Genomic DNA, 20,669 nt, shown 5'->3' on the forward strand with positions numbered 1-20,669 from the left:
GATCCGGCCACGGCGCAGGCTCCGCCGGGGTGGATCAGGTGCCCGTGGGTTCGATGACCAGGCGGCGGAGTCGTCCCTGCTCGTCGAGGCCGAACCGGTAGTCGAGATCGACCACGCCGCCGGGGAAGTCGCCCTCGAGCCGAGTGGTCACCACGGCTCCGTCGGTCGGCGAGCTCGATGCGCCCACCACGGTCGTGGTGTAGGTGTACTCACTCGCCTCGCGATCGAGCCAGTCGCGGATCGACGCGATGCCGACGTGGTCGCGGCCATCATCGGTGACCGCGGCGTCCTCGGTGAACAATGCGGTGGCTGCGGTTCGGTCGTTGCAGGTCGTCAGCCGCATGAAGGCGCGGACCGCGTCCGGACAGTCCGCAATCGAGGTGTTCGTCACGAGGATCTCCCAGGGGTTGGTGCTACGACAGAAGTAACAAGTCACTGCTAAATTAGCACCAACTGGTGACGAGAGGAACCCGATGGCCACCAAGATCAGGCTCGAGGATCGAGAATGTCCGTTGTCGACGACGTTGGGGATCGTCGGGGAATGGTGGACGGTGCTGATCCTGCACGACTGCTTCGACGGCTACTCGAGGTTCGACGAGTTCCGGGCGAACATCGGACTGTCGTCGAGCATGCTGACCAGCAGACTGAAAACCCTTGTCGAGGGCGGCATCCTGGAACGGCGCCGATATCAGGAGAATCCTGTTCGACACGAGTACGTGCTCACCGAACTCGGCCGCTCGTTGCGTCCGGTGCTCGTCGTGATGGCGGCCTGGCGCAATGCGCAGTTGGCGCCCGACGAACGGTCGATGATCCTCGTCGACGAACAGACGCGCCGTGAGGTCGAACCGGTGGTCGTCGACGCCGACACCGGTGAGCGTGTCGACGGGGCCGGGTTCGTCTACACGGCCGGGCCCGCGGCGGGCCCGGAGATGAGGGAGCGTTACGGAGATTCCGACGGTCGAGCCGCCCGCACCTAGCTTTCGTCGGATATGTGCCATACCCGTCGAATCCGGGTATGCGGTGGCTGTCGGTCACAGATGCTGACCGTATGGCGAAGCGCTGGTCGGGGATCGTGGCAATACTGATGGTCGCCGCCCTCGCGGCCTGCGGAACATCCGGTTCGTCCTCGGATTCGCCGAGCTCGGCCACCTCCTCGGACCCCGGGAAGGCTGCCGAGATCGAGCAGATCGTCGAAGACGTGATGACGTCGAAGCATCTCAAGGCAGTGATCGTTCGCGTGACGCAGGACGGCGACGAGGTGATCACCAAGGCGTTCGGCGAATCCCAGACCGGTATCCCGGCCACCCCCGACATGCACTTCCGCAACGGCTCCGTCGCCATCGCGTACGTCGCCGCGGTTCTCCTGCAGCTCGTCGACGAGGGGGTGGTGGCCCTCGATGACACCATCGGCAGGTGGGTCCCGGAGATTCCGCACGCCGACGAGGTGACGCTCGGCCAGTTGGCGACCATGACCTCCGGATACCAGGACTACGTTCTCGGCAACGACGCGTTCGAGACGGAAGAACTCAACAATCCGTTCAAGGCGTGGACGACCGGCGAGATGCTCTCGTACGCAATGGAAAAGTCGCTGCTGTACAAGCCCGGCACCAACTGGAACTACGCCCACACCAACTATGTGGTCCTCGGTCTGGCGTTGCAGAAGATCACCGGTAAGCCCGTCGAAGATCTGCTCCGCGAACGGATCTCGGAGCCACTGGGTCTGAGTAACACCGTGTCGAACCTGACCGCGGCGATCCCCGATCCGGCCCTGCACGCGTACTCCTCCGAGCGACGCGGAATCCTGAAACTGCCTTCGGAAGCGCCGTTCTACGAGGAGACCACCGGCTGGAATCCGTCGTGGAGCATCACCCACGGGGCCATCCAGACGTCGAACATCTACGACGTCGAGGCCACCGGACGCAAGCTCTTCGCCGGTGAGACGCTCTCGAAGGAGTCCTACGAGACGATGACGTCGACGAGGCTCCGCGGGATCGCCCGGCCGTTGCCCGGATGCGCGACGTGCGTGGCGATGAACGAGCGCTACACCTACGGGATGGGTGTGGTCCTGACCGGGGACTGGCTCGTCCAGAACCCGCTGTTCAACGGCTATGCCGCCGTGGTCGGCTACCTTCCCGACCAGAAGGTCTCGATCGCCGTCGCGGTGACCTATGAAGCGGCGGCCTTCGGACCCGACGGTTCCTACGAGAACGGTGGCAACCCGATCTTCTCGCGGATCGGGGCGCTGATGGCACCTGATCACGCGCCGCTGATCCCTCGTGACTAGAGCCGCCGTGGCCCGGTGCCTAGGGTGGGGTACATGGTCGACCGCCTATCCGATGATGATCTACGGGTCGGGAACCCCGAGCGTGAGCGCGCGATCGCGCTGCTGAACGATGCCTTCGCAGCGGGATATCTGGAGATCGTCGAGTTCGAGGACCGCGCCGGACTGGTGTACACGGCGAAGACCCGCCGCGAACTCCGCACGGTGCTCGAGGATCTCCCCAGTGCCGCCAAGCTGTTCCCCGGACCACCCGCTGCCGCACCGACCGGCCCCGCCGCCGAACCGCTCCACCTCGACGCGGACTGGAGCGAGGTCCGACGCAAGGGCGTGTGGGAGGTGCCGTCCTCGATCCTCGCGACAGCGTCAGTGGGTACCGTCGACCTGGACTTCACCGCGGCGCGGTTCACCGGACCGTCGACCTCGGTGCAACTGCAGGTCTCGGCGTCGACGGTGAAACTGAAGCTCGGGCCCGAACACGAGGTCCGTCACCGCGACCTCCACCTGTCCGGTTGGTCGAAGGTCAAGGACAAGGCCGGAGCCCCGACGCGGCCCGGGGGAGCGGTCATCGAGTTGATCGGATCGGCGTCCGGCATGACCTCGGTCATCATCCGCCGTACCTGACCGGTTCGCCACGGCCTCCGTGTGGTCGGGGAACGCGACGCTCTCGCGTGACGAGAGTGGCGCCGTGCCAGGATGTTCTGCATGATTCTCGCCGAGTCCGCGTCCACCGACACCTCGGTGATCGTGTCGCTGTTCTGGATCGTCCTCATCGCCGCGGTGTGCCCGCTGCTGTCGAGGCTGTCCCGCGGGTACGTTCCCGATGCCGTGTTGCTGCTGGTCTTCGGCATCGTCATCGGACCGCACGCGCTCGACTGGGCCGATCGCACGGGCATCGACATGCTCAGCCAGCTCGGTCTGGGCATGCTGTTCCTTCTCGCCGGCTATGAACTCGACCCGAAGCTGTTGAGCGGCAGAACCGGTCGCGTCGCGCAGCTGTCCTGGGCGGTGAGTCTGCTCATCGCCTGGGGATCGGTGGCACTGGTCGCCACGACCCTTGCGCTGGGGCTGGGCGAGGCCGGCTTCACCGCCCACATCGCGATCGCGATCACCCTCACCTCGACCGCGCTCGGCACCCTGCTGCCGATACTCAAGCAGGCGGGCCTCGACAACACCCGGCTCGGGCGTGCGGTGATGGCGCACGGCGCGGTCGGCGAGCTCGGACCGGTGCTCGCGATGTCGCTGTTGCTGACCAGCCGGAGCTTCGGAGGAGCGGTGATCGTGCTGGTGCTCTTCGTGTTGGCCGCGTTGCTGATCGCGGCTGCCCCACAACGCATCCTTGCGCGCGTCCCCGGGATCGGACGGGCCATCGGTGAGATGGCCGGTGGAACCGTGCAGCTGCCGGTGCGCGTCGTGGTCCTGCTGCTCGTGTCCCTCATGACGGTGGCCGCGGTCTTCGACCTCGACGTCGTGCTCGGTGCGTTCGCCGCGGGACTGATCCTCCGCCGACTCATCGGACCCGAGCATCCGCATGTCGGCAAATCCTTGGAGGTCATCGGGTTCGGGGTCCTCATCCCGATCTTCTTCGTCACCTCGGGTATGAACATCGACGTGTCCGCGGTCGCGTCGAAGCCCGGCACCTGGGTGGTCCTGGTGCTGGCCATCGCGATCGCCCGCGGCGTCCCGGTCTGGTTCAGCGCTCGTTACCTCGACGACGAGCACTTCCTGAACAACCCGCGCGAGCGCGGTCAGCTGGCTCTGTTCGCCGCGACCGGACTGCCGATCATCGTGGCGGTCACCGAGGTCGCGGTGTCCTCGGAGCTCATCTCCGCAGCCCTCGCCTCCACCCTGGTGGCTGCCGGCGCGACGACGGTACTGCTGTTTCCCCTCGCTGCCCGGCTCATCGGGAAGTCCACTCCAGCAAGCGATCCGACGACCACGTCGTGACGATCCGGTCCGGTTCGATGCCGTGCTCGACGGCGCGACGCGCACCCAGGACCTTGAACTCGAGCTGCCCGGGTGCGTGAGCATCGGAGTCGATCGCGAACAGACAGCCGGCCTCGAGAGCGATCTCGATCAGTTCGTCGGGCGGGTCCACGCGCTCGGGACGCGAATTGATCTCCACGATCGTGTCATTCGCCGCGCACGCCTCGAACACTGCACAGGCGTCGAAGGTCGACGGGGGCCGGTGGCCGCGCCCGCTGAGCACTCGGCGGCCGGTGCAGTGCCCGAGGACGTGGACGCGCGGGTCGGAGACCGCGGCGACCAGACGGGCCGTCATCGCGTCGTGGTCCATCCGCAGGTGAGAGTGCACGGAGGCGGTCACGATGTCGAGACGCTCGATCATCTCGTCCGATTGATCGAGTGCGCCGTCGTCGAGAATATCGATCTCGATGCCGCGAAAGAGACGAAAACCGTTCGCCTGCCTGCTGTTCCACTCATCGATCGCCTCGATCTGGGCGGCCAGCCGTTCGGCGCTCAACCCGTTGGCGACCGTCAGTCGAGGTGAGTGATCGGTGATGGCCAGCCACTCGTGACCCATGGCCTGTGCGGCAGAGGCCATCTCGTCGATGGGAGAGCCGCCGTCACTCCATTCGGTGTGCGCGTGGAGATCCCCGACGACGGCGGCGACCAGGTCGTCGGCACCTTCCGGCGGGTGGGTCGGATCGTCGTCCTGCAACCGGGCGAGATACTCCGGGACCCGGCCGTCGACGGCTTGTCCGATGACGGCCGCCGTCGTCTTGCCGATCCCTTTCACCGTGGTGAGGGTTCGGCCCGACGCACGGTCCCGCAGCTCGTCGGAGGAGAGTCGTGCCGCGGCCTGGGCGGCGCGCCGGAACGCCTCCACCCGATAAGTGCTTTCCCGCCGCTGTTCGAGGAGCCAGGAGATACGGGCCAACGCCTCCACCGGGTCGACCGGTGCGCCGAGTGGTTCGAGCGCCCTCACGTCTGCACCCCACAGACGACTACCGCCCGGCGCACGAGTGCAGCCGGGCGGTGGTTCGGGACGAGCGAGGAAGTCCTCACGCGTGACCGGTCAGTGTGCGGCCTCGAAGGCCTCGATGATGCTCTGCGGGATACGGCCGCGGTCGCTGAGCTCGTAGCCCTCGCGAATGGCCCATTCGCGAATGGCCTTGGTGGTCTCCTTGTTGCGCCCGCCGCCGGTGGCTGCGGTGGTGGCCGTCGTACGCTTGCCCACCCGGCCGGTCTGGCGCGAGATGTCGAGGTACTTCGAGAGCGAATCGCGGAATTGCTGAGCGTGCTTCGACGAAGTGTCGAACTCGTAATTCTTGCCGTCGAGTGACCACCGAACGGTTTCGTACTGATCCAAAACCTTGCCGTCGAGATCGTCGATGACCTGAACGATTTCCTTCTTCGCCATGAAACGCTTTCCCCTCGATTTGTGTCATGCGACCAACTTGGCCGTGGGGGTCTATTAAACCTTATCCACCCCGTTTTGATCTATTCTTCGGTGCACAGCTTAGACCCAAACTATGAGTAGTCGCTGAGAACCCCCGCCTAGACCATAAAGTATCGAAATGACTCAGGGAAGTCGGGACCCGAGAATTCTTAGGAAGTGGGCACTGTACTGCTGTCGGATGGCCGCAGTCGGGGTGTCTCGGGGCGAGTGGTGGCCCGTGATGTCCGAGTTGTGGACGTGATGGTCGTCGCACGTCGGGCTGATTCGTCTGATTCTTCCGGGGAGAGTGCCACCAGATCTTCGGGCGCACGATCAGCCGCATAGATTGTTCGGTATCCGCTGTCGGTCACCGAGAATCCCGCTTTCGACCGCGATTCGAGACAGAACAAGCCGACTGTCTCGACGAGGCAGGAGAATCGGGAAATGGAAATCGTGTACCCGAAGTCGACTATTGATGAGCGATAGAGAACCGGATAGCGATTGGTGCAGGCACCGCGTTGCGGGCCGTCCGAGCTGAGGATTGCGTAATCGGGTGCCCAGTCACAGGAGGCCGGCTCCGTGGACGGACGGGAGCGTCGCGTCGTGGGGCCGGAGTCGCCACCCTCGTTGATACGGCAGGCCAGCGACGACCTCCCGTTGGTGCCCGTCGAGCAATTGACTGATCGATCGGGTGTGGAGAAATGGAAGCCCGACGAGTCCTGTATCGGTGAATCGGGCGTGACCGATCCCTGATGAAAGCGCGAATTGTCGACCCGGGGAGCGAGTGCGACGACTCGCCCAATTGTCCAATCGGGAAGATTCTGTGCCGTGTCCTCACCCGTGGTGGTGGTTGTCGATGCCGACTCGAGCTCGGTGAGGGTCGACAGTTCGTTGGTGGGCGGAATGACGATTCGTGAAGGCGTGGTGTCGGTGGGTAACGAACATCCCGCAACGGTCACGATTGTCGCGGTGATCACGATCGCGAACGAAGCGCAGATCACGTGGCCGAAATGAGCCGGCCGCCGGCGGGGGACGGGTACGGGGCGCCGCGATCGATTTCCGTACCCTTGCATTGTGTCGACCCCCAAGATCGTCCTGTTCTACGTCTTCGTCCCGCTGCCCGATCCGGAAGCCATTCGGTTGTGGCAGCTGTCGGTGTGCGAGTCGCTCGGGTTGCGAGGCAGGATCATCGTGTCACGACACGGAATCAACAGCACCGTCGGTGGCGACATCGCCGCGGTCAAACGCTACGTCAGAGCGACCCGTTCGTACCCGGGGTTCGCCGACGCGGACATCAAATGGTCGGACGGGACCGGCGACGATTTCCCGCGCCTGAGTGTCAAGGTGCGTCCGGAGATCGTGACGTTCGGAGTTCCCGACGAGATCGTCGTCTACGAGAACGGCGTGGTCGGCGGCGGTATCCGGCTGTCGCCCGAAGAGGTGCACCAGCTCGTCGACGAACGCGGTGACGAGGTCGTCTTCTTCGACGGCCGCAATGAGATCGAGGCCCAGGTCGGCCGGTTCGACGGGGCGGTCGTCACCAAGGCGCAGACCACCCGCGACTTCATCCCGCTGCTCGAGAGTGGCGCCTACGACCACCTCAAAGATCGTCCGGTGGTCACCTACTGCACCGGTGGCGTCCGGTGCGAGGTCCTCAGCACGGTCATGCGCAATCGCGGGTTCAGCGAGGTCTACCAGCTCGACGGCGGCATTGTCCGCTACGGCGAGCGCTACCGCGACGACGGACTCTGGAGAGGATCGCTCTACGTCTTCGACAACCGCATGAGCACCGAGTTCTCCGATCACGCCGAGGTGCTCGGACAGTGCGTCGAATGCGGCGCGCCGACGAACAATGTGGCCAATCATCCCGATCGCGAAGGCCGGGACCTCGCGGTGATCTGTCCGGCATGTCTGGCCTGAGCGCGTCCCGATCGGCTCGGCCGCCGGTTCCGGTGATCGTCGTCGCCGGTTTCCTCGGGTCGGGCAAGACCACGCTGCTCAACCACCTGTTGCGCACCGCGGGTGCCACCGGCACGAGGTTGGGTGTGCTGGTCAACGACTTCGGCTCGGTCAACATCGACGCACTGCTGGTGTCCGCGCAGGCCGACGGCGCGGTGAGCCTCAGCAACGGGTGCATGTGCTGCACGGTCGACGCCGACGGACTCGCCGACGCGCTGACCTCTCTCGTCCGCCCGAGCGCGAAGATCGATGCGATCGTCATCGAGGCCAGTGGTATCGCCGAACCCAGGTCGCTCATCCGAATGGTCACCGCAGTGGCGGAACCCCGGGTCCGCTACGGCGGTCTGGTCTATGTGGTCGACGCCGCGCACATCCACACGTTGCGTGAAGAACACCCAGAGGTCGACGCGCACATGGCTATTGCCGATCTCATCCTGGTCAACAAGGCCGACCTGATCTCCGACACGGATCTTCGGGGCGTCGAAGAGCTTGTCGGCCAGCTGAATCCGACTGCAGCAACGCTGATCACGCAGGAGGCCCGCGTCGACCCCGCGCTGCTGTTCGACATCGACGAGACGGCCGTCGACGACGAACCCCGTAGCGGCCAACTGACTCTCGACGAACTCTTCCTCGAAGAGCACGGGCACTCCGATCGCCAGCATCTGCACGCCGGGTACGAGGCGGTCACCTTCCGCAGCGACGAACCCCTCGACCCGCGCCGGCTCGCGCGATTCCTGGAGCGGCCACCGGGCGGCTGCTTCCGGATCAAGGGCATCGTGCACTTCGACGTGCCGCGACACCGGCAGAAGTTCGTCGTCCACGGGGTGGGCGGTTTCGTCCGGGTGGAGCGCGAGTCGTGGGAGTCGGAGACGCCGTCGACCGAACTCGTCGCCATCGGTCGGGGCCTCGACCCCGACGCGGTGCACGCCGAGCTGCAGGCCGCGGTCGCGCGACCGGAGGACGCGGAGGACGAGCACGGCATCCTCAGCGTCCTGCGGCACCTACCCGCCTGACCGCCGACTCGGCGACACGTGTCATGGATCACCCGACACGCCGGTTGGGATGTCACAGCTGGCTAACGAATTCCACAAGGTCCAGGTCTTCCATTTCGCAAACTCCGCGAATCCTGTTTCACTGTTAAGTCTGTTGCCAGTGTGACCAATGGTGTCTAACGGGAGGAGTGAGGCGGATGATCGGTGCTGAAAAGCGTGGTCGTCGCCTCGAAACGCCGATGTTCCAGAAGATGATGAAGAAGCGCATGATGACGACCGCCTTCGCCGTGACGGCGGTGGCGTCGACCGTGATGGCGTCCAACCTGGTGGTGGCCCCGGCGCAGGCCGCGCCCGCCCGGGGGGCCGCGCTGGCAGGTAAGACGATCTTCCTGGACCCGGGTCATCAGGCGAGCGCCGCCGGCCGCAGCCTCAGCGCGCAGGTGCCCGACGGGCGCGGCGGCAAGAAGGATTGCCAGACGACCGGCGCAACCGGGGTGAACGGCGCGAGGGAGCACACCGTCAACTGGCAGATCAGCCAGCTGGTGAAGGCCGGCCTGGAAAGCCAGGGCGCCCGCGTCGTGCTCAGCCGGCCCGACGACCGTGGCTGGGGCGGCTGCGTGGACGAGCGCGCCGCCGCGGCGAGCCGATCCGGGGCAGCGGTGGCGGTGAGCCTGCACGCCGATTCGACGAGCCGCGGAGCGGACGGAGCCAAGAAGGGCTTCCACATGATCGTGCCGTCGTTGCCGATCTCGGACCCCACCGTCAACCGCGTGCAGTCGGGTGAGGGGCGCAAGGCGTCGAATGTCATGCGCGATTCGTTCCTCGCCGCGGGATTCCCGTCGGCCAACTACGCGGGCGTGAGCAACGGCATCCAGACGCGTCCGGACATCGCCGCGGTCAACCTGACCAAGGTGCCTGCCGTTTTCATCGAGATGGGCAACCTGTCCAACCCGGCCGAGGCCGCCGCACTGGCCGGACGCGACGGCCAGCTCAAGTACGCGATGGCCATCACCGACGGCATCCTGAAGTACGTCAACGGCAGCGCGGCAACCGGCTCTGCCCCCGCACCGTCGGTGCCGCTGGCCGACGACGCCAGCGGGCTGTCCGTGGTGATCCCATTCGTCCAGCAGCTGCTCGCCACCGAGGAGCCTGAGGCCGTCGTACAGCTGCTGACGACCCAGGGGCAGGACGTGTCGGCGCAGGTCCTCAAGGCGATGCTGACGATTCTGTACGGCCTGTTCGACGGGAAGCTGCCGATCGGCTGAGCCTGCCCGCCTCCGGCGACTAACCTCGGCCCCATGGGCATTCGAGATCTCCTGGTGATGGACACTCCGGTGCCGTCGTTGCGTGGACGCAAGGTACTGATCACCGGCGCGGCGAGTGGGATCGGACGCGCGACCGCCGAGGCGGCGGCGGCCCAGGGCGCCGAACTCGTGCTGACCGATCTGCACGCCGACCAGCTCGACGAGGTGGTCACCGGAATCCTCCGTGCCGACGGCACCGTGCTGTATCACGTCGCCGGAGACGTCTCCGACTACGACTGGGTGGCCAACTTCGCGCGGCAGGTCGACGCCGAGGTCGGCGTGATGGACGTCGTGATGAACATCGCCGGGATCTCGGCGTGGGGCACGGTCGAGAACCTCGAGCACCGGCACTGGCGGTCACTGGTCGACGTCAATCTGATGGGCCCGATCCACATCATCGAATGCTTTGTGCCGCAGATGGTCCGACGAGGCGCCGGCGGCCACATCGTCAACGTCTCGTCGGCCGCCGGGCTGCTCGCCCTTCCATGGCACGCCGCCTACAGTGCGAGCAAGTTCGGGATCCGCGGCGTCTCCGAGGTCCTCCGGTTCGACCTGCGCCGCCACCGGATCGGGGTGTCGCTGGTGTGCCCGGGTGGGGTGGACACACCGCTGGTCGACACCGTCGAGATCGTCGGCGTCGACCGCGATGATCCGCGAGTCAAGGCCGCCATCAACAACTTCCACAAGGTCGCGGTGTCGCCGGAGACCGCCGCCGCGGCGATCCTCAAGGGAATCCGCAAGAACCGCTTCATGGTCTACACCTCCTTCGACATCCGGTTCGGCTACTGGTGGGCGCGGAAGTTCGCGCTGCCCTACGAGATCGTGATGCGGGTGGCCAACGACCGGTTCGACAAGCTCGCGCGCATCAGCGGTACCAAGCTCGAGGAGCGCGCGCGCGACCACCATTCCACCCAGTGAGCCGCGTCTTCCGCAAGACGCTGCGAGGCAGCGGTCCGCCGGGAGGGCATCCCGACTTCTTCGCCGCCGAGGCGGCCGGTCTGCGCTGGCTCGCCGACGCCGGTGCGCCGGTCGCGAAGGTGCTCGCCGTGAGCGAGGACGCCATCGAACTCGAGAAACTCGACACGACCCGTCCCGACCCCGAGGCCGCCCTCGCGTTCGGCGGGGCGCTGGCGAGGATGCACGACGCCGGTGCCCCGCGGTTCGGTTCACCACCCACCGGCTTCGACGGCCAGTTGTTCATCGGGCGACGCCCGCTGAGTTCCGTCGAATACGACTCGTGGGGCGAATTCTATGCACTGGAGCGCGTCGAGCCCTATCTGCGTCCGGCCCGGGATGCGGGCAACCTGACCGCCGCGGACTCCGACGCCGTCCGCGCCGCCTGCGAGCTGATCGCGAGCGGCGCCTTCGACGACGACGAACCCGCCGCCCGCATCCACGGCGACCTCTGGAACGGGAACGTGCTGTGGACCCCGTCGGGCGTCGTCCTGATCGACCCGGCAGCGCACGGGGGTCACCGCGAGACCGACCTCGCGATGCTCGCGCTCTTCGGCTGCTCGCTACTCGACGAGATCGTCGTCGGGTATCAAAAGACGCATCCGTTGGTCCCCGGCTGGGAGGACAGGGTCGAGCTCCATCAGTTGCATCCGCTCGCGGTGCATGCCGCCGGACACGGCCCCGGGTACGGCACGGCGCTCGGCCGGGCGGCTCGCAGCGTCCTCGACGCTCACGCGTGATCGGTACACGCGATAATCACCTGGTGTCTGATGACGGTGTGCGGAGCGGTGTGTCCGGAAGTGTCCTGATCGTGTCGGCGACCCGAGCCGAGGCGCGGCATCTGCCTGCCGGGTCGCGGTTGCTCGTCACCGGGATCGGCAAGGTCCGGGCGACGATGGCGCTGAGTCGGGAGCTGGCTGCCGGTGCACCGGTCCGACAGGTGATCAGCATCGGTACCGCGGGTGCGCTGCGGGACGGTGTCGTCGGTTCCGGGCGCGATCTGTTCATCCCGTCGGCGGTGCTCGAACACGACATCAGCAGTGCCGAACTGCGCGCCATGGGCTACGAGATGACCGACCGCTGGGAACTCCCGGACGGCGACGGCACGGTGCTCGCATCGGGGGACACCTTCGTCGCCGACCCGGTACGTCGGGCCGAACTCGCCCGCCACGCCGACCTCGTCGACATGGAGGGGTGTGCGGTCGCCCATGTGAGCGCCCAGTTCGGCGTCCCGTGCCGGCTCGTCAAGGCCGTCACCGACAACGCCGACGAGGGCGCGATGGAGTGGCCCGATCTGGCCGACGCCGCGGCCCGCAAGTTGGGGCAATGGATCGAACTGCACGCCTGACGGTCGACGTCAGCCGCAGAAGAATCGCCGGCTGAGCACAGCGGCGCACGCTACAGCCCGCGCGCGTGACCGGAGACGGCGATCCTGCGAGCGGTCAGGAGCGGGTGTCGGCGACGTCGGCCGGACCGGCGTCGGCGACCGACTCATACGCCTGGAATCCCGACCGGGTGGTCTCGGGACGAGCTGGGTCCGCCGGACCCGAGAGCGGGGCATCCGAGGGGGTGAGATCGGGTGCGGCGAGATCCGCGACCGTCGGACGAGCGGAGGTCGGGGTCCGCTGGGCGGTCCGTTCGACCGTCGCCGTACGCGCCGAGGTGGCCGGCCGCTGGGAGGTGGCCGGTCGTTCGGAGGTGGCCGGTCGTTCCGACGCCGAGCCGGGGCGGGACCGCTGTGGCCGCGACCGGTTCGACGGCGACTTGGTGGTCGGTGCGGCGCCGGTCTGTGCAGGATCTGTCGGGGCGGAGCTGGACTTGGACCGACGGTGCTTGGTCGGACGCTCGGTCGGCTCGCCGGTCTTCGTGCGGTCGGCCCTGTCCTTGCCTGCGCTTCTCGATGCGCTGCGGGTCCCGGTCGGCCTTCCGCGGCCACCGGGGTTCTTGGCGTCGTCGCCGCGGGTCAGGAACCACCGGACCAGCACCAGCGCGAGGGTCACGAGGAACACCGTCAGCATCCAGGGGAAATCGGCGGCGATCGGCAGCAGCACCTTGAAGATCAGGCTCTTCAGGCCGGACGACGCCTGTTCGGAGTTGAGTCCGTACAGGGTGACGATGCTGACGAAGAACGCGATCAGCGGCGGCTGGGCGGCAGCGGTGAACAGGGCGCGGCGACGCACGGCGAGGGCGGCGAGAACGCAGCCGACGAGGTAGCAGAACTTGTAGATCCCGCCGAGCGAGTCGTTGCTGCCGGCGTCGATCGCCGCTCCGAGGGCCGTGATCCCGGTTGCCAGGAGAACGGCACCCCACCACGGCACACCGCGGACCGCGGGCAACACGGACTGCTGGTCCAGTGGTACCGCGGTCTGTAGACGTTGCGGGGAAGGCACATGGTCACGGTACCGGTTCATCGGCGGAAAACGCTCTACCGTCGGGACGTGGCGTGGACGCGATCGCCGATGTCGTCGCAGGTGCTCCCGCAGATCCGGCGGACCGGCAGGTGTCGTGGATCACCCGGGGTCGCGGCGGTTCGGCGGCGTCGCCCAGGGCATCGAGTTCGGCCAGGCGGCGGGCGGTGACGCCGAGCCGGCTCTCGACCGAGCCGATCGTCGAGTTGTACGCGTCGACCGTGCGCTGCAGCGATGTGCCCAGCGAACCGAGATGACCGAGTACGCCGGCGAGACGCTGGTGGAGTTCCATGCCGAGCGCGTGGATGACCGCGGCGTCGCGGGCCATCGCGTCATGGCGCCAGCCGAGGGCGACGGTCCGAAGCAGCGCGATGAGGGTCGTCGGGGTGGCGATGACCACATTGCGGCCGAAGCCGTACTCGAGGACCTCCGGGTCGGTGCGCACCGCGGCCTCGAGAACCGCGTCGGCCGGCAGGAACAGCACCACCATCTCCGGGGTGTTCTCGAAGGCCGTCCAATAGGCCTTGGCCGAGAGCCGCGCGATGTGCGCGCGGAGTGCCCGGGCATGCTCACCGATCAGGCGGTCTCGTGCCTTGGCGTCGGTGGCCTCCGCGGCCCGCAGGTACGCGTCGAGAGGCACCTTGGCATCGACGACGATGTCGCGTCCGCCCGCGAGATGGACGACGAGGTCGGGCCGGACCGTCGTGCCTTCCGTGGTCTTGTCCGGCAGCGACACCTGGGTGCTGAAGTCGCAGTGCTTGGCCATGCCGGCCAGCTCGACGACCCGTTCGAGCTGCACCTCGCCCCAACGGCCGCGCGAATGGGAACTGTGCAGGGCGTTTGCGAGCTGCCGCGTCTGGTCGTTTAGCGCCACCGACGCCGCATGGATGCCGCGCACCTGCTCGGTCAGTCCCGCGTAGGCGCCGATCCGGTTGGACTCGACCCGCCGCAGCTCGTCGGAGAGCTGCGACAGAGTGGCTCGCAGCGGTTCGACGATGTGCTGCACCTGGCTGCCGATGGCGGTGGACTGGCGACGGGCAGCGTCCTCGGTGGCCCAGGACAGCGACGACGCCACGTCGGAGCGGCCCTCGCGCAGCATCTCGACCTCGGCTCGGGCGGCGGCCACCACGCCGGCACTCCGCGCGGCATGCGCCCACCAACCGAGCGCGATACCGAGGAGGACGCCGAACACGAGTGACAGGGCTGCTGCGATCATGCCCCGATGGTGTCGGATGGTCCCGACAAAACCGTCTGAGCGGCCTCGGGCCGGTTCAGTCCTCGGCGGGAGCCTCGAAGTCGAGCAGCCACTTCTTGGTCTCCAGCCCGTAGCGGAAGCCGCCCAGCGATCCGTCGCTGCGCTTCACCCGGTGGCACGGAACGAACAGCGCGGCGGCGTTGCGGGCGCACGCGGTCGCCGCAGCCCGGACGGCGGCCGGTTCGCCCGCCCGCTCGGCGAATTCGGTGTAGGTGACCGGCCGGCCCGGTTCGACGAGGCGCAGGGCGTCCCAGGCCTTGTTGAGGAAGGTGCCGCCGGAGAGCTGGACCACCTCGACCCGCGACGGTGCGTCGACCTCCCCCGCGTAATACGCCGTGACGGCGTCGGTGAGGCTCCCGAGGGTCGCGGAGCGTTGCAGTGTTTCCGGCCGCAGCGAGCGGTGGATGAGGGCGGCGAGGTAGGCCGGGTCGTCGGTCCACCCGGACGCGAGGACGCGTCCGGAATCGTCGGCGATCACGGAGAACGGGCCGTTGGGGGTGTCGACGGTGGCGTATCCGCCGGTGATGACGGTGGTGATCGTGTCGTCGGAGACGGCGGGGGACGGTGCAGACATGTCGTTCCTGTCGGGTCGGGGTTCGGATCGAGTCGGTGTCGGGTGAGGCGTCATCGGAGTCCGCACGTCATAAGTCCTCGCCGGAGCCGGCGAGGCGGTGTCGCCACAGGTGCATCGTCGCGTAGGAACGCCACGGTGCCCAGTGATGGGTGTCGCGCAGATCGAGTCCGAGGTCGGCGGCCGCCCGGGCGACGATCAGGTCGTTCGCGAGCAGGACGTCGGGATCGCCGGTCACCCGCATGGTGACGATGTCGGCGGTCCAGGGGCCGATGCCGGGCAGTTCGATCAGTTGCGCACGTAGATCAGACGCATCGACCCCCACATGCGGTTCCACCCGACCTTCGGCCAGGGCCTCGGCCACCCCGATGACGGCGTCGATCCGGCGGCGCGGTCCGCGAAGGACGTCTCGCCCGTCGGCGGCGATCACGGCTGCGGTCGGGAACGCCTTCGGAACATGGTCATCCCTGGTGGGGCCCGCGTCGTACAGCGGTTGGCCCAGTGTGTCGACGAGCCGGTCGATCTGGTGCCGCGCCGCCGCGAGACTGACCTGCTGGCCGAGCATCGTGCGGATGATCGTCTCGACGGGATCGAGACTGCCCGGCACACGGAGTCCGGGTGTGCCCTCGGTCAGGGGGCGCAGCGTCGGGTCGCCGGCGAGGGCTTCTTCTGCGGCGGCGATGTCCGCGTCGAGGTCGAGGAGTCGGCGCACGCGGTTGACTGCGGCTCCGAGGTCACGCATGTCGAGGTGGGAGAGAATCACGCCGACGTGGTCGTCGTGAGGTTCGATCTCGGCGATGGCGGGTCCGTGGGGGAGAACGATGACGCGCCGGAACCGCCAGCCGAGGGCCGCATCGGCGTCGGCGACGACCGCCTCGACCCCCGCCGCCACGTGCGCGGACAGGAACCAGCGCATCCACGTCCAACGGTAGGGCGCACGGAACGGCAGACGCAGGGTGACACTGCCCGGGGTAGACGCCCCGTCGGACTGCGGTCGGTCGCGGCGGTGGCGGAGGCGGCGGAGTTCGGTCGGGGTGAGTCCGAAGACGGCGCGGATGGTGTCGTTGAACTGCCGGATGCTGGCGAAGCCGGCGGCGAACGCGACGTCGGACATCGGTAGTGACGTGCACTGGATCAGCACCCGGGCGTTGGTGGCGCGGTGGGCGCGGGCGAGTGCGAGCGGTCCGGCGCCCAGGTGGTCGGTGAGGACTCTGGTGAGGTGCCGGGGCGAATACTCCAGCCGCGCGGCGAGACCGGCGACGCCCTCACGCTCGACGACCCCGTCGGCGATCAGACGCATCGCCCGGGCGGACATGTCGGCATTGACATTCCACAGCGGCGATCCGGGGACGGCGTCGGGGGCGCATCGTCGGCAGGCGCGGTAGCCCTGCTGCTGGGCCGCGGCCGCGGTCAGCACGAACGCCACGTTGTGCGGTCGGGGCGTCTGCGCGGGACAAGACGGACGGCAGTAGATCCCGGTGGTGCGGACGGTGACGAAGAACTGGCCGTCGAACCGTGCATCCCGGGCTTGGACGGCGCGGTAGCAGCGGTCGAAGTCCGGAGCCGATCCCGGGACGGTCTGTTCGACGGATGCAGTGGTCACCTGTCCACTCTGACATTCCGCGCGAGCGAGTTCTGGCGGAAATCGGACGTGACGTCTGACACCGAAACTGTGATCTGGATAACACTCCTATGGCACGATTGTCGCCATGTCCACACGGTTCGATGGTCGACGCGGAAGCCGGCACGACGACCTCCCCCTCGTCGGACTTCCCGGATGGGGCCTGGAGATGATGATGGGCCTCTACGGCCCGGAGACGATCAAGCGCGCCCTGACGGAAGAGGCAGAACGGGGCATCACGCCCGAGTCGTGGGAGCGTGGGCGGGCCGACGAGTCGCTGAGCGGGCCGGTCGGTGCGCCGGACGTCGAGATGTGCGGCCGAGGCGACGTCCCGCCGGCCTTCAACCAGGTCGACGCCGAACTCGAGGCGGTCAACTCGCTGATCCGCTTCCTCGGGCGCAAGCTGCGCCGACGCTGACCGGCAGGGGCGCATTCGCCCACACGGCGGATGGCATCCGTCGCGTCGACGCTGCAATGTCATCGCGGTGTGTGAGGATCCACGGGTGACTGACAGCTCGGATGATCAACGTGCAGACGGCGAGGCCGGAACCGACAAGTCGGACTCCATCCCGGTAGGGGCCGACGCCGTGCTCGGGGGAGACGCCGTCCTCGGCGGGGCCGAGGAGAAGGCGTACCCGACGCGCGCCCAGGTGATGATGGCCGGCCTGCGCTCCTGCGCGACCGTGGGACTGCAGATCGTGCTGGTGGCGGCCGCCCTCTGGGTGATGTTTTGGCTGCTGGGCAAGTTCTGGGTGATCCTGCTCCCGGTCCTGCTCGCCATCATCGTGTGCACGATCCTGTGGCCGCCGGTGCGCTGGATGCGCAATCGCGGCGTCCCGGCCGCCGCGGCGTCGTTGGTCATGATGCTGATCGGTCTCGGTGTGCTCGGCGGGGTCATCGGCCTGATCGTGCCGTCGATCGTCTCGCAGGCTCCCGACCTCGCCAACCGCGCGACCGAGGGTGTGAGGCACCTGCAGGACTGGGTCCAGGGGCCGCCGCTGAACATCAAGGACGAGCAGCTCGACAACATCGTCAATGCCATCACCAGCAAGCTGCAGTCGAGTGCGTCGACCATCGCCTCGGGTGTGTTCAGTGGTGTGGGTACCGCGACGTCACTGCTGGTCACCGTCTTCACGTCGTTCGTGCTGGTCTTCTTCTTCCTCAAGGACGGACCGAAGTTCGTGCCGTGGCTCGACCGCTCGGTAGGCAAGCCCTCCGGCACCCACGTCGGTGAGGTCCTGACCCGGATGTGGAACAGCCTCGGCGGCTTCATCCGGACGCAGGCGATCGTCAGCTTCGTCGACGCTGCGCTCATCGGTCTCGGCCTGTTCATCCTCGGCGTCCCGCTGGCCGGGGTACTGGTCGTCGTCACGTTCCTCGGCGGGTTCATCCCGATCGTCGGTGCGTTCGTCGCCGGCGCGCTCGCCGTCCTCATCGCGCTCGTCTCCAACGGCCTGACCACAGCGCTGATCCTGCTCGGCGTCATCTTGGCGGTGCAGCAGCTCGAGGGCAACGTGCTGCAGCCGTGGCTGCAGGCCAAGTCGATGGATCTGCACGCCGTGATCGTGCTCCTCTCGGTCACCTTGGGCGGCACCCTGTTCGGCATCACCGGCGCCTTCCTCGCGGTGCCCGCGGTCGCGTCGCTGGCGGTGGTCCTGCGCTACCTGAACGAGCAGATCGCCGAGCGGGCGGGGGAGACGCTGGCACCCGAAGGTGCGCCCGTCACCAAACAGAAGGGCGTCCCCGACAAGGAGCCGCCCACGGACCCGCCGAACCCGGTCAAGGGTCTCCTGGACCGCGACTGACGACGGGGCCGGCGATCGGGGTCGACGCAGCAAGGCCCGACGCAGCGTCGGGTCGCGCGGCCGGTGCCGATAGACTGGGCGCCCGTGAGTCTCACCCTGGGAATCGTCGGTCTGCCCAACGTCGGTAAGTCGACCCTGTTCAACGCCCTGACCCGTAACGATGTGCTGGCGGCCAACTACCCGTTCGCCACCATCGAGCCCAACGTGGGCGTGGTCGAATTGCCCGACGCACGACTGAAGCGTCTCGCGGAGATCTTCGGCAGCGAGCGCATCCTGCCCGCCACGGTGTCGTTCGTCGACATCGCCGGCATCGTCAAGGGCGCCTCCGAGGGCGAGGGCATGGGCAACCAGTTCCTCGCCAACATCCGTGAGGCCGACGCGATCTGCCAGGTCGTCCGTGTCTTCGACGACGGCGACGTCGTGCACGTCGACGGCCGCGTCGACCCGTTCGCCGACATCGAGGTCATCGAGACCGAGCTGATCCTCGCCGACATGCAGACCCTCGAGAAGGCGATCCCGCGTCTCGAGAAGGACTCGCGCAAAAACAAGGACCTCGTCGAGACCCTCGAGGCGGCCAAGAAAGCGCAGGAGATCCTCGACAGCGGCAAAACGCTGTTCTCGCAGAAGGATTCGTTCGACCTGTCGTCGGTGCGCGAACTGCACCTGATGACCGCCAAGCCGTTCCTCTACGTCTTCAACTCCGACGAAGGCGTGCTCACCGACGATGCGAAGAAGGCCGAACTGCGCGCCGCCATCGCACCGGCCGACGCCGTCTTCCTCGACGCGAAGGTCGAGAGCGAACTCCTCGAACTCGACGAGGAGGATGCCCAGGAGTTGCTCGACTCGATCGGCCAGACCGAGCCCGGCCTGACATCGCTCGCTCGCGCCGGTTTCCACACCCTCGGCCTGCAGACCTACCTCACCGCAGGTCCCAAGGAGTCGCGCGCCTGGACCATCCGCCAGGGCGATACCGCCCCCAAGGCCGCCGGGGTCATCCACACCGACTTCGAGAAGGGCTTCATCAAGGCCGAGATCGTGTCCTTCGCCGACCTTGACGAGGCCGGTTCGATGGCCGCGGCCAAGGCTGCAGGCAAGGTCCGCATGGAGGGCAAGGACTACATCATGCAGGACGGTGATGTGGTCGAGTTCCGCTTCAATGTCTGATCAGCTCCCGCCCTGCCCGGAGTGCTCGCAGGAATTCACCTACGAGCAGGGTGCGCTTCTGGTGTGCCCGATGTGCGGACACGAGTGGTCGGCCTCCGAGGCTGCGGAAGCCGCTGCGGAGGCAGTCGTGAAGGATTCGGTCGGCAACTTGCTGGAAGACGGTGACACGGTCACCATCGTCAAGACCGTCAAGGTCAAGGGCGGTGGTGGCGGCGTCATCAAGTCGGCACCAAGGTGCGCAACATCCGGCTGATCTCCGACGGCGTCGGCGACCACGACATCGACGCGAAGGTCCCGGATTTCGGTCAGATGCAGCTGAAGTCGAGCGTGGTGAAGAAGGTCCTCTGAAGTTCTCGTTGCGTTATGTCTCACCAGAGCGGGACAAAACGCAACGGCTTCTGGGTGTCTCCTGGTCTCTGGCCTGAAATCGCGGCTGTGAGCGCGCGGTTTGGGGCGATGAATCGGCGTGCGGGGGTTACCGTGCGATATGGCCATCAAACTCGAGAACGTCGGAATCGCCGTCCGCGATATCGAGGCGGCGATCGCCTTCTTCACCGACCTGGGTCTCACGGTCGTCGGCCGTGACGAGGTCAGCGGCGAATGGGCTTCCACCGCAGTCGGTCTCGACGGCAACCACGCCAAGATCGCGATGCTGCAAACACCCGACGGACAGGGGCGACTCGAGTTGTTCGAGTACATCCACCCCGACGCCATCGAGACGACGCCGACGCTGCCGAACGAGATCGGCATGCACCGCGTGGCCTTCTCCGTCGACGACATCGACGCCGCTCTGGAGACCGCCGCGAGACACGGGTGCCACCCGCTCCGCGGGGTCGCGAACTACGAGAACATCTACAAGCTCACCTACCTCCGCGGCCCCAGCGACATCATCGTGATGGTCGCGCAGGATCTGACGAAGAGCTGACGTCTCACGGCCCGATCTTTGCCCGAGTCATAG

General features: G+C 67.2%; 21 protein-coding genes and 1 pseudogene. 15 read left to right on the forward strand and 7 right to left on the reverse strand.

Annotated elements, in window-relative coordinates; translation table 11 throughout:
• Nucleotides 1–34 precede the first annotated feature (34 nt).
• Nucleotides 35–391, reverse strand: coding sequence for a hypothetical protein (locus tag C5O27_RS10400; protein WP_006357376.1), 357 nt, complete (start codon nt 389–391; stop codon nt 35–37).
• A gap of 82 nt (nt 392–473) precedes the next feature.
• Here C5O27_RS10400 and C5O27_RS10405 point away from each other — a divergent pair, with 82 nt between their 5' ends.
• From C5O27_RS10405 to C5O27_RS10420, 4 genes are all read left to right on the forward strand, one after another.
• Entirely contained in the window at nt 474–977 is a 504-nt protein-coding gene (locus C5O27_RS10405) for a winged helix-turn-helix transcriptional regulator (RefSeq protein WP_127962656.1), read from the forward strand.
• A 71-nt stretch (nt 978–1,048) separates the two neighbouring features.
• The gene (locus C5O27_RS10410) at nt 1,049–2,284 is read left to right on the forward strand and encodes a serine hydrolase domain-containing protein (RefSeq protein ID WP_006357378.1); all 1,236 of its coding nucleotides are present in this window, start codon (nt 1,049–1,051) and stop codon (nt 2,282–2,284) included.
• Nucleotides 2,285–2,317: 33 nt separating this feature from the next.
• A complete protein-coding gene (locus tag C5O27_RS10415) occupies nt 2,318–2,902 on the forward strand; it encodes a DUF1707 SHOCT-like domain-containing protein (protein WP_006357379.1) in 585 nt (194 codons plus the stop codon).
• An 81-nt stretch (nt 2,903–2,983) separates the two neighbouring features.
• Nucleotides 2,984–4,225 (forward strand): cation:proton antiporter, encoded by a 1,242-nt coding sequence (locus tag C5O27_RS10420; RefSeq protein ID WP_006357380.1) that lies wholly within the window; start codon nt 2,984–2,986, stop codon nt 4,223–4,225.
• On the opposite strand, the gene C5O27_RS10425 is transcribed toward C5O27_RS10420, so the two are convergent.
• A complete protein-coding gene (locus C5O27_RS10425; RefSeq protein ID WP_127962657.1) occupies nt 4,179–5,225 on the reverse strand; it encodes a PHP domain-containing protein in 1,047 nt (348 codons plus the stop codon). The genes C5O27_RS10420 and C5O27_RS10425 overlap by 47 nt on opposite strands.
• A 90-nt stretch (nt 5,226–5,315) precedes the next feature.
• Complete coding sequence (locus tag C5O27_RS10430; protein ID WP_006357382.1) at nt 5,316–5,660, reverse strand: histone-like nucleoid-structuring protein Lsr2; 345 nt, start codon at nt 5,658–5,660, stop codon at nt 5,316–5,318.
• Between the two features lie 1,092 nt (nt 5,661–6,752).
• On the opposite strand from C5O27_RS10430, the gene trhO reads away from it, so the two are divergent.
• The 6 genes from trhO (at nt 6,753) to C5O27_RS10465 (ending at nt 12,235) form a co-directional block, all read left to right on the forward strand.
• On the forward strand, nt 6,753–7,598 hold the full coding sequence (gene trhO, locus C5O27_RS10440) for an oxygen-dependent tRNA uridine(34) hydroxylase TrhO (protein WP_127962658.1): 846 nt from the start codon (nt 6,753–6,755) through the stop codon (nt 7,596–7,598).
• Nucleotides 7,586–8,650, forward strand: a complete 1,065-nt coding sequence (locus C5O27_RS10445; protein ID WP_127962659.1) for a CobW family GTP-binding protein — start codon at nt 7,586–7,588, stop codon at nt 8,648–8,650. Before trhO ends, C5O27_RS10445 begins: the two co-directional genes overlap by 13 nt.
• A gap of 218 nt (nt 8,651–8,868) precedes the next feature.
• On the forward strand, nt 8,869–9,894 hold the full coding sequence (locus C5O27_RS10450; RefSeq protein ID WP_035751063.1) for an N-acetylmuramoyl-L-alanine amidase: 1,026 nt from the start codon (nt 8,869–8,871) through the stop codon (nt 9,892–9,894).
• Nucleotides 9,895–9,927: 33 nt separating this feature from the next.
• Nucleotides 9,928–10,851: an SDR family oxidoreductase gene (locus C5O27_RS10455; RefSeq protein WP_006357387.1), complete on the forward strand. Its 924-nt coding sequence runs from the start codon at nt 9,928–9,930 to the stop codon at nt 10,849–10,851.
• Nucleotides 10,848–11,627 (forward strand): fructosamine kinase family protein, encoded by a 780-nt coding sequence (locus C5O27_RS10460; protein WP_127962660.1) that lies wholly within the window; start codon nt 10,848–10,850, stop codon nt 11,625–11,627. Before C5O27_RS10455 ends, C5O27_RS10460 begins: the two co-directional genes overlap by 4 nt.
• A 50-nt stretch (nt 11,628–11,677) precedes the next feature.
• The gene (locus C5O27_RS10465) at nt 11,678–12,235 is read left to right on the forward strand and encodes a nucleosidase (RefSeq protein ID WP_127963813.1); all 558 of its coding nucleotides are present in this window, start codon (nt 11,678–11,680) and stop codon (nt 12,233–12,235) included.
• Between the two features lie 94 nt (nt 12,236–12,329).
• On the opposite strand, the gene C5O27_RS10470 is transcribed toward C5O27_RS10465, so the two are convergent.
• The 4 genes from C5O27_RS10470 to C5O27_RS10485 form a co-directional block, all read right to left on the reverse strand.
• Nucleotides 12,330–13,277, reverse strand: coding sequence for a DUF6542 domain-containing protein (locus tag C5O27_RS10470; protein ID WP_208651462.1), 948 nt, complete (start codon nt 13,275–13,277; stop codon nt 12,330–12,332).
• 4 nt (nt 13,278–13,281) lie between these two features.
• A complete protein-coding gene (locus tag C5O27_RS10475; protein ID WP_005198529.1) occupies nt 13,282–14,511 on the reverse strand; it encodes a DNA recombination protein RmuC in 1,230 nt (409 codons plus the stop codon).
• A gap of 55 nt (nt 14,512–14,566) precedes the next feature.
• Nucleotides 14,567–15,124, reverse strand: coding sequence for a methylated-DNA--[protein]-cysteine S-methyltransferase (locus tag C5O27_RS10480; RefSeq protein WP_127962661.1), 558 nt, complete (start codon nt 15,122–15,124; stop codon nt 14,567–14,569).
• 67 nt (nt 15,125–15,191) lie between these two features.
• On the reverse strand, nt 15,192–16,724 hold the full coding sequence (locus C5O27_RS10485; RefSeq protein WP_127962662.1) for an AlkA N-terminal domain-containing protein: 1,533 nt from the start codon (nt 16,722–16,724) through the stop codon (nt 15,192–15,194).
• 106 nt (nt 16,725–16,830) lie between these two features.
• On the opposite strand from C5O27_RS10485, the gene C5O27_RS10490 reads away from it, so the two are divergent.
• The 5 genes and pseudogenes from C5O27_RS10490 to C5O27_RS10510 all read left to right on the forward strand — a co-directional run bounded on the left by C5O27_RS10490 (nt 16,831) and on the right by C5O27_RS10510 (nt 20,636).
• The gene (locus C5O27_RS10490; protein ID WP_244216625.1) at nt 16,831–17,160 is read left to right on the forward strand and encodes a hypothetical protein; all 330 of its coding nucleotides are present in this window, start codon (nt 16,831–16,833) and stop codon (nt 17,158–17,160) included.
• Between the two features lie 85 nt (nt 17,161–17,245).
• A complete protein-coding gene (locus C5O27_RS10495) occupies nt 17,246–18,547 on the forward strand; it encodes an AI-2E family transporter (RefSeq protein ID WP_127962663.1) in 1,302 nt (433 codons plus the stop codon).
• 84 nt (nt 18,548–18,631) lie between these two features.
• Nucleotides 18,632–19,711, forward strand: coding sequence for a redox-regulated ATPase YchF (gene ychF / locus C5O27_RS10500; RefSeq protein ID WP_006865554.1), 1,080 nt, complete (start codon nt 18,632–18,634; stop codon nt 19,709–19,711).
• Nucleotides 19,704–20,059, forward strand: a pseudogene (locus C5O27_RS10505) (zinc ribbon domain-containing protein YjdM). Before ychF ends, C5O27_RS10505 begins: the two are co-directional and overlap by 8 nt.
• Before the next feature lie 139 nt (nt 20,060–20,198).
• On the forward strand, nt 20,199–20,636 hold the full coding sequence (locus tag C5O27_RS10510) for a VOC family protein (RefSeq protein WP_006357398.1): 438 nt from the start codon (nt 20,199–20,201) through the stop codon (nt 20,634–20,636).
• Nucleotides 20,637–20,669 lie beyond the last annotated feature (33 nt).

The organism is Gordonia alkanivorans (assembly GCF_004011905.1).
Lineage (GTDB): Bacteria > Actinomycetota > Actinomycetes > Mycobacteriales > Mycobacteriaceae > Gordonia > Gordonia alkanivorans.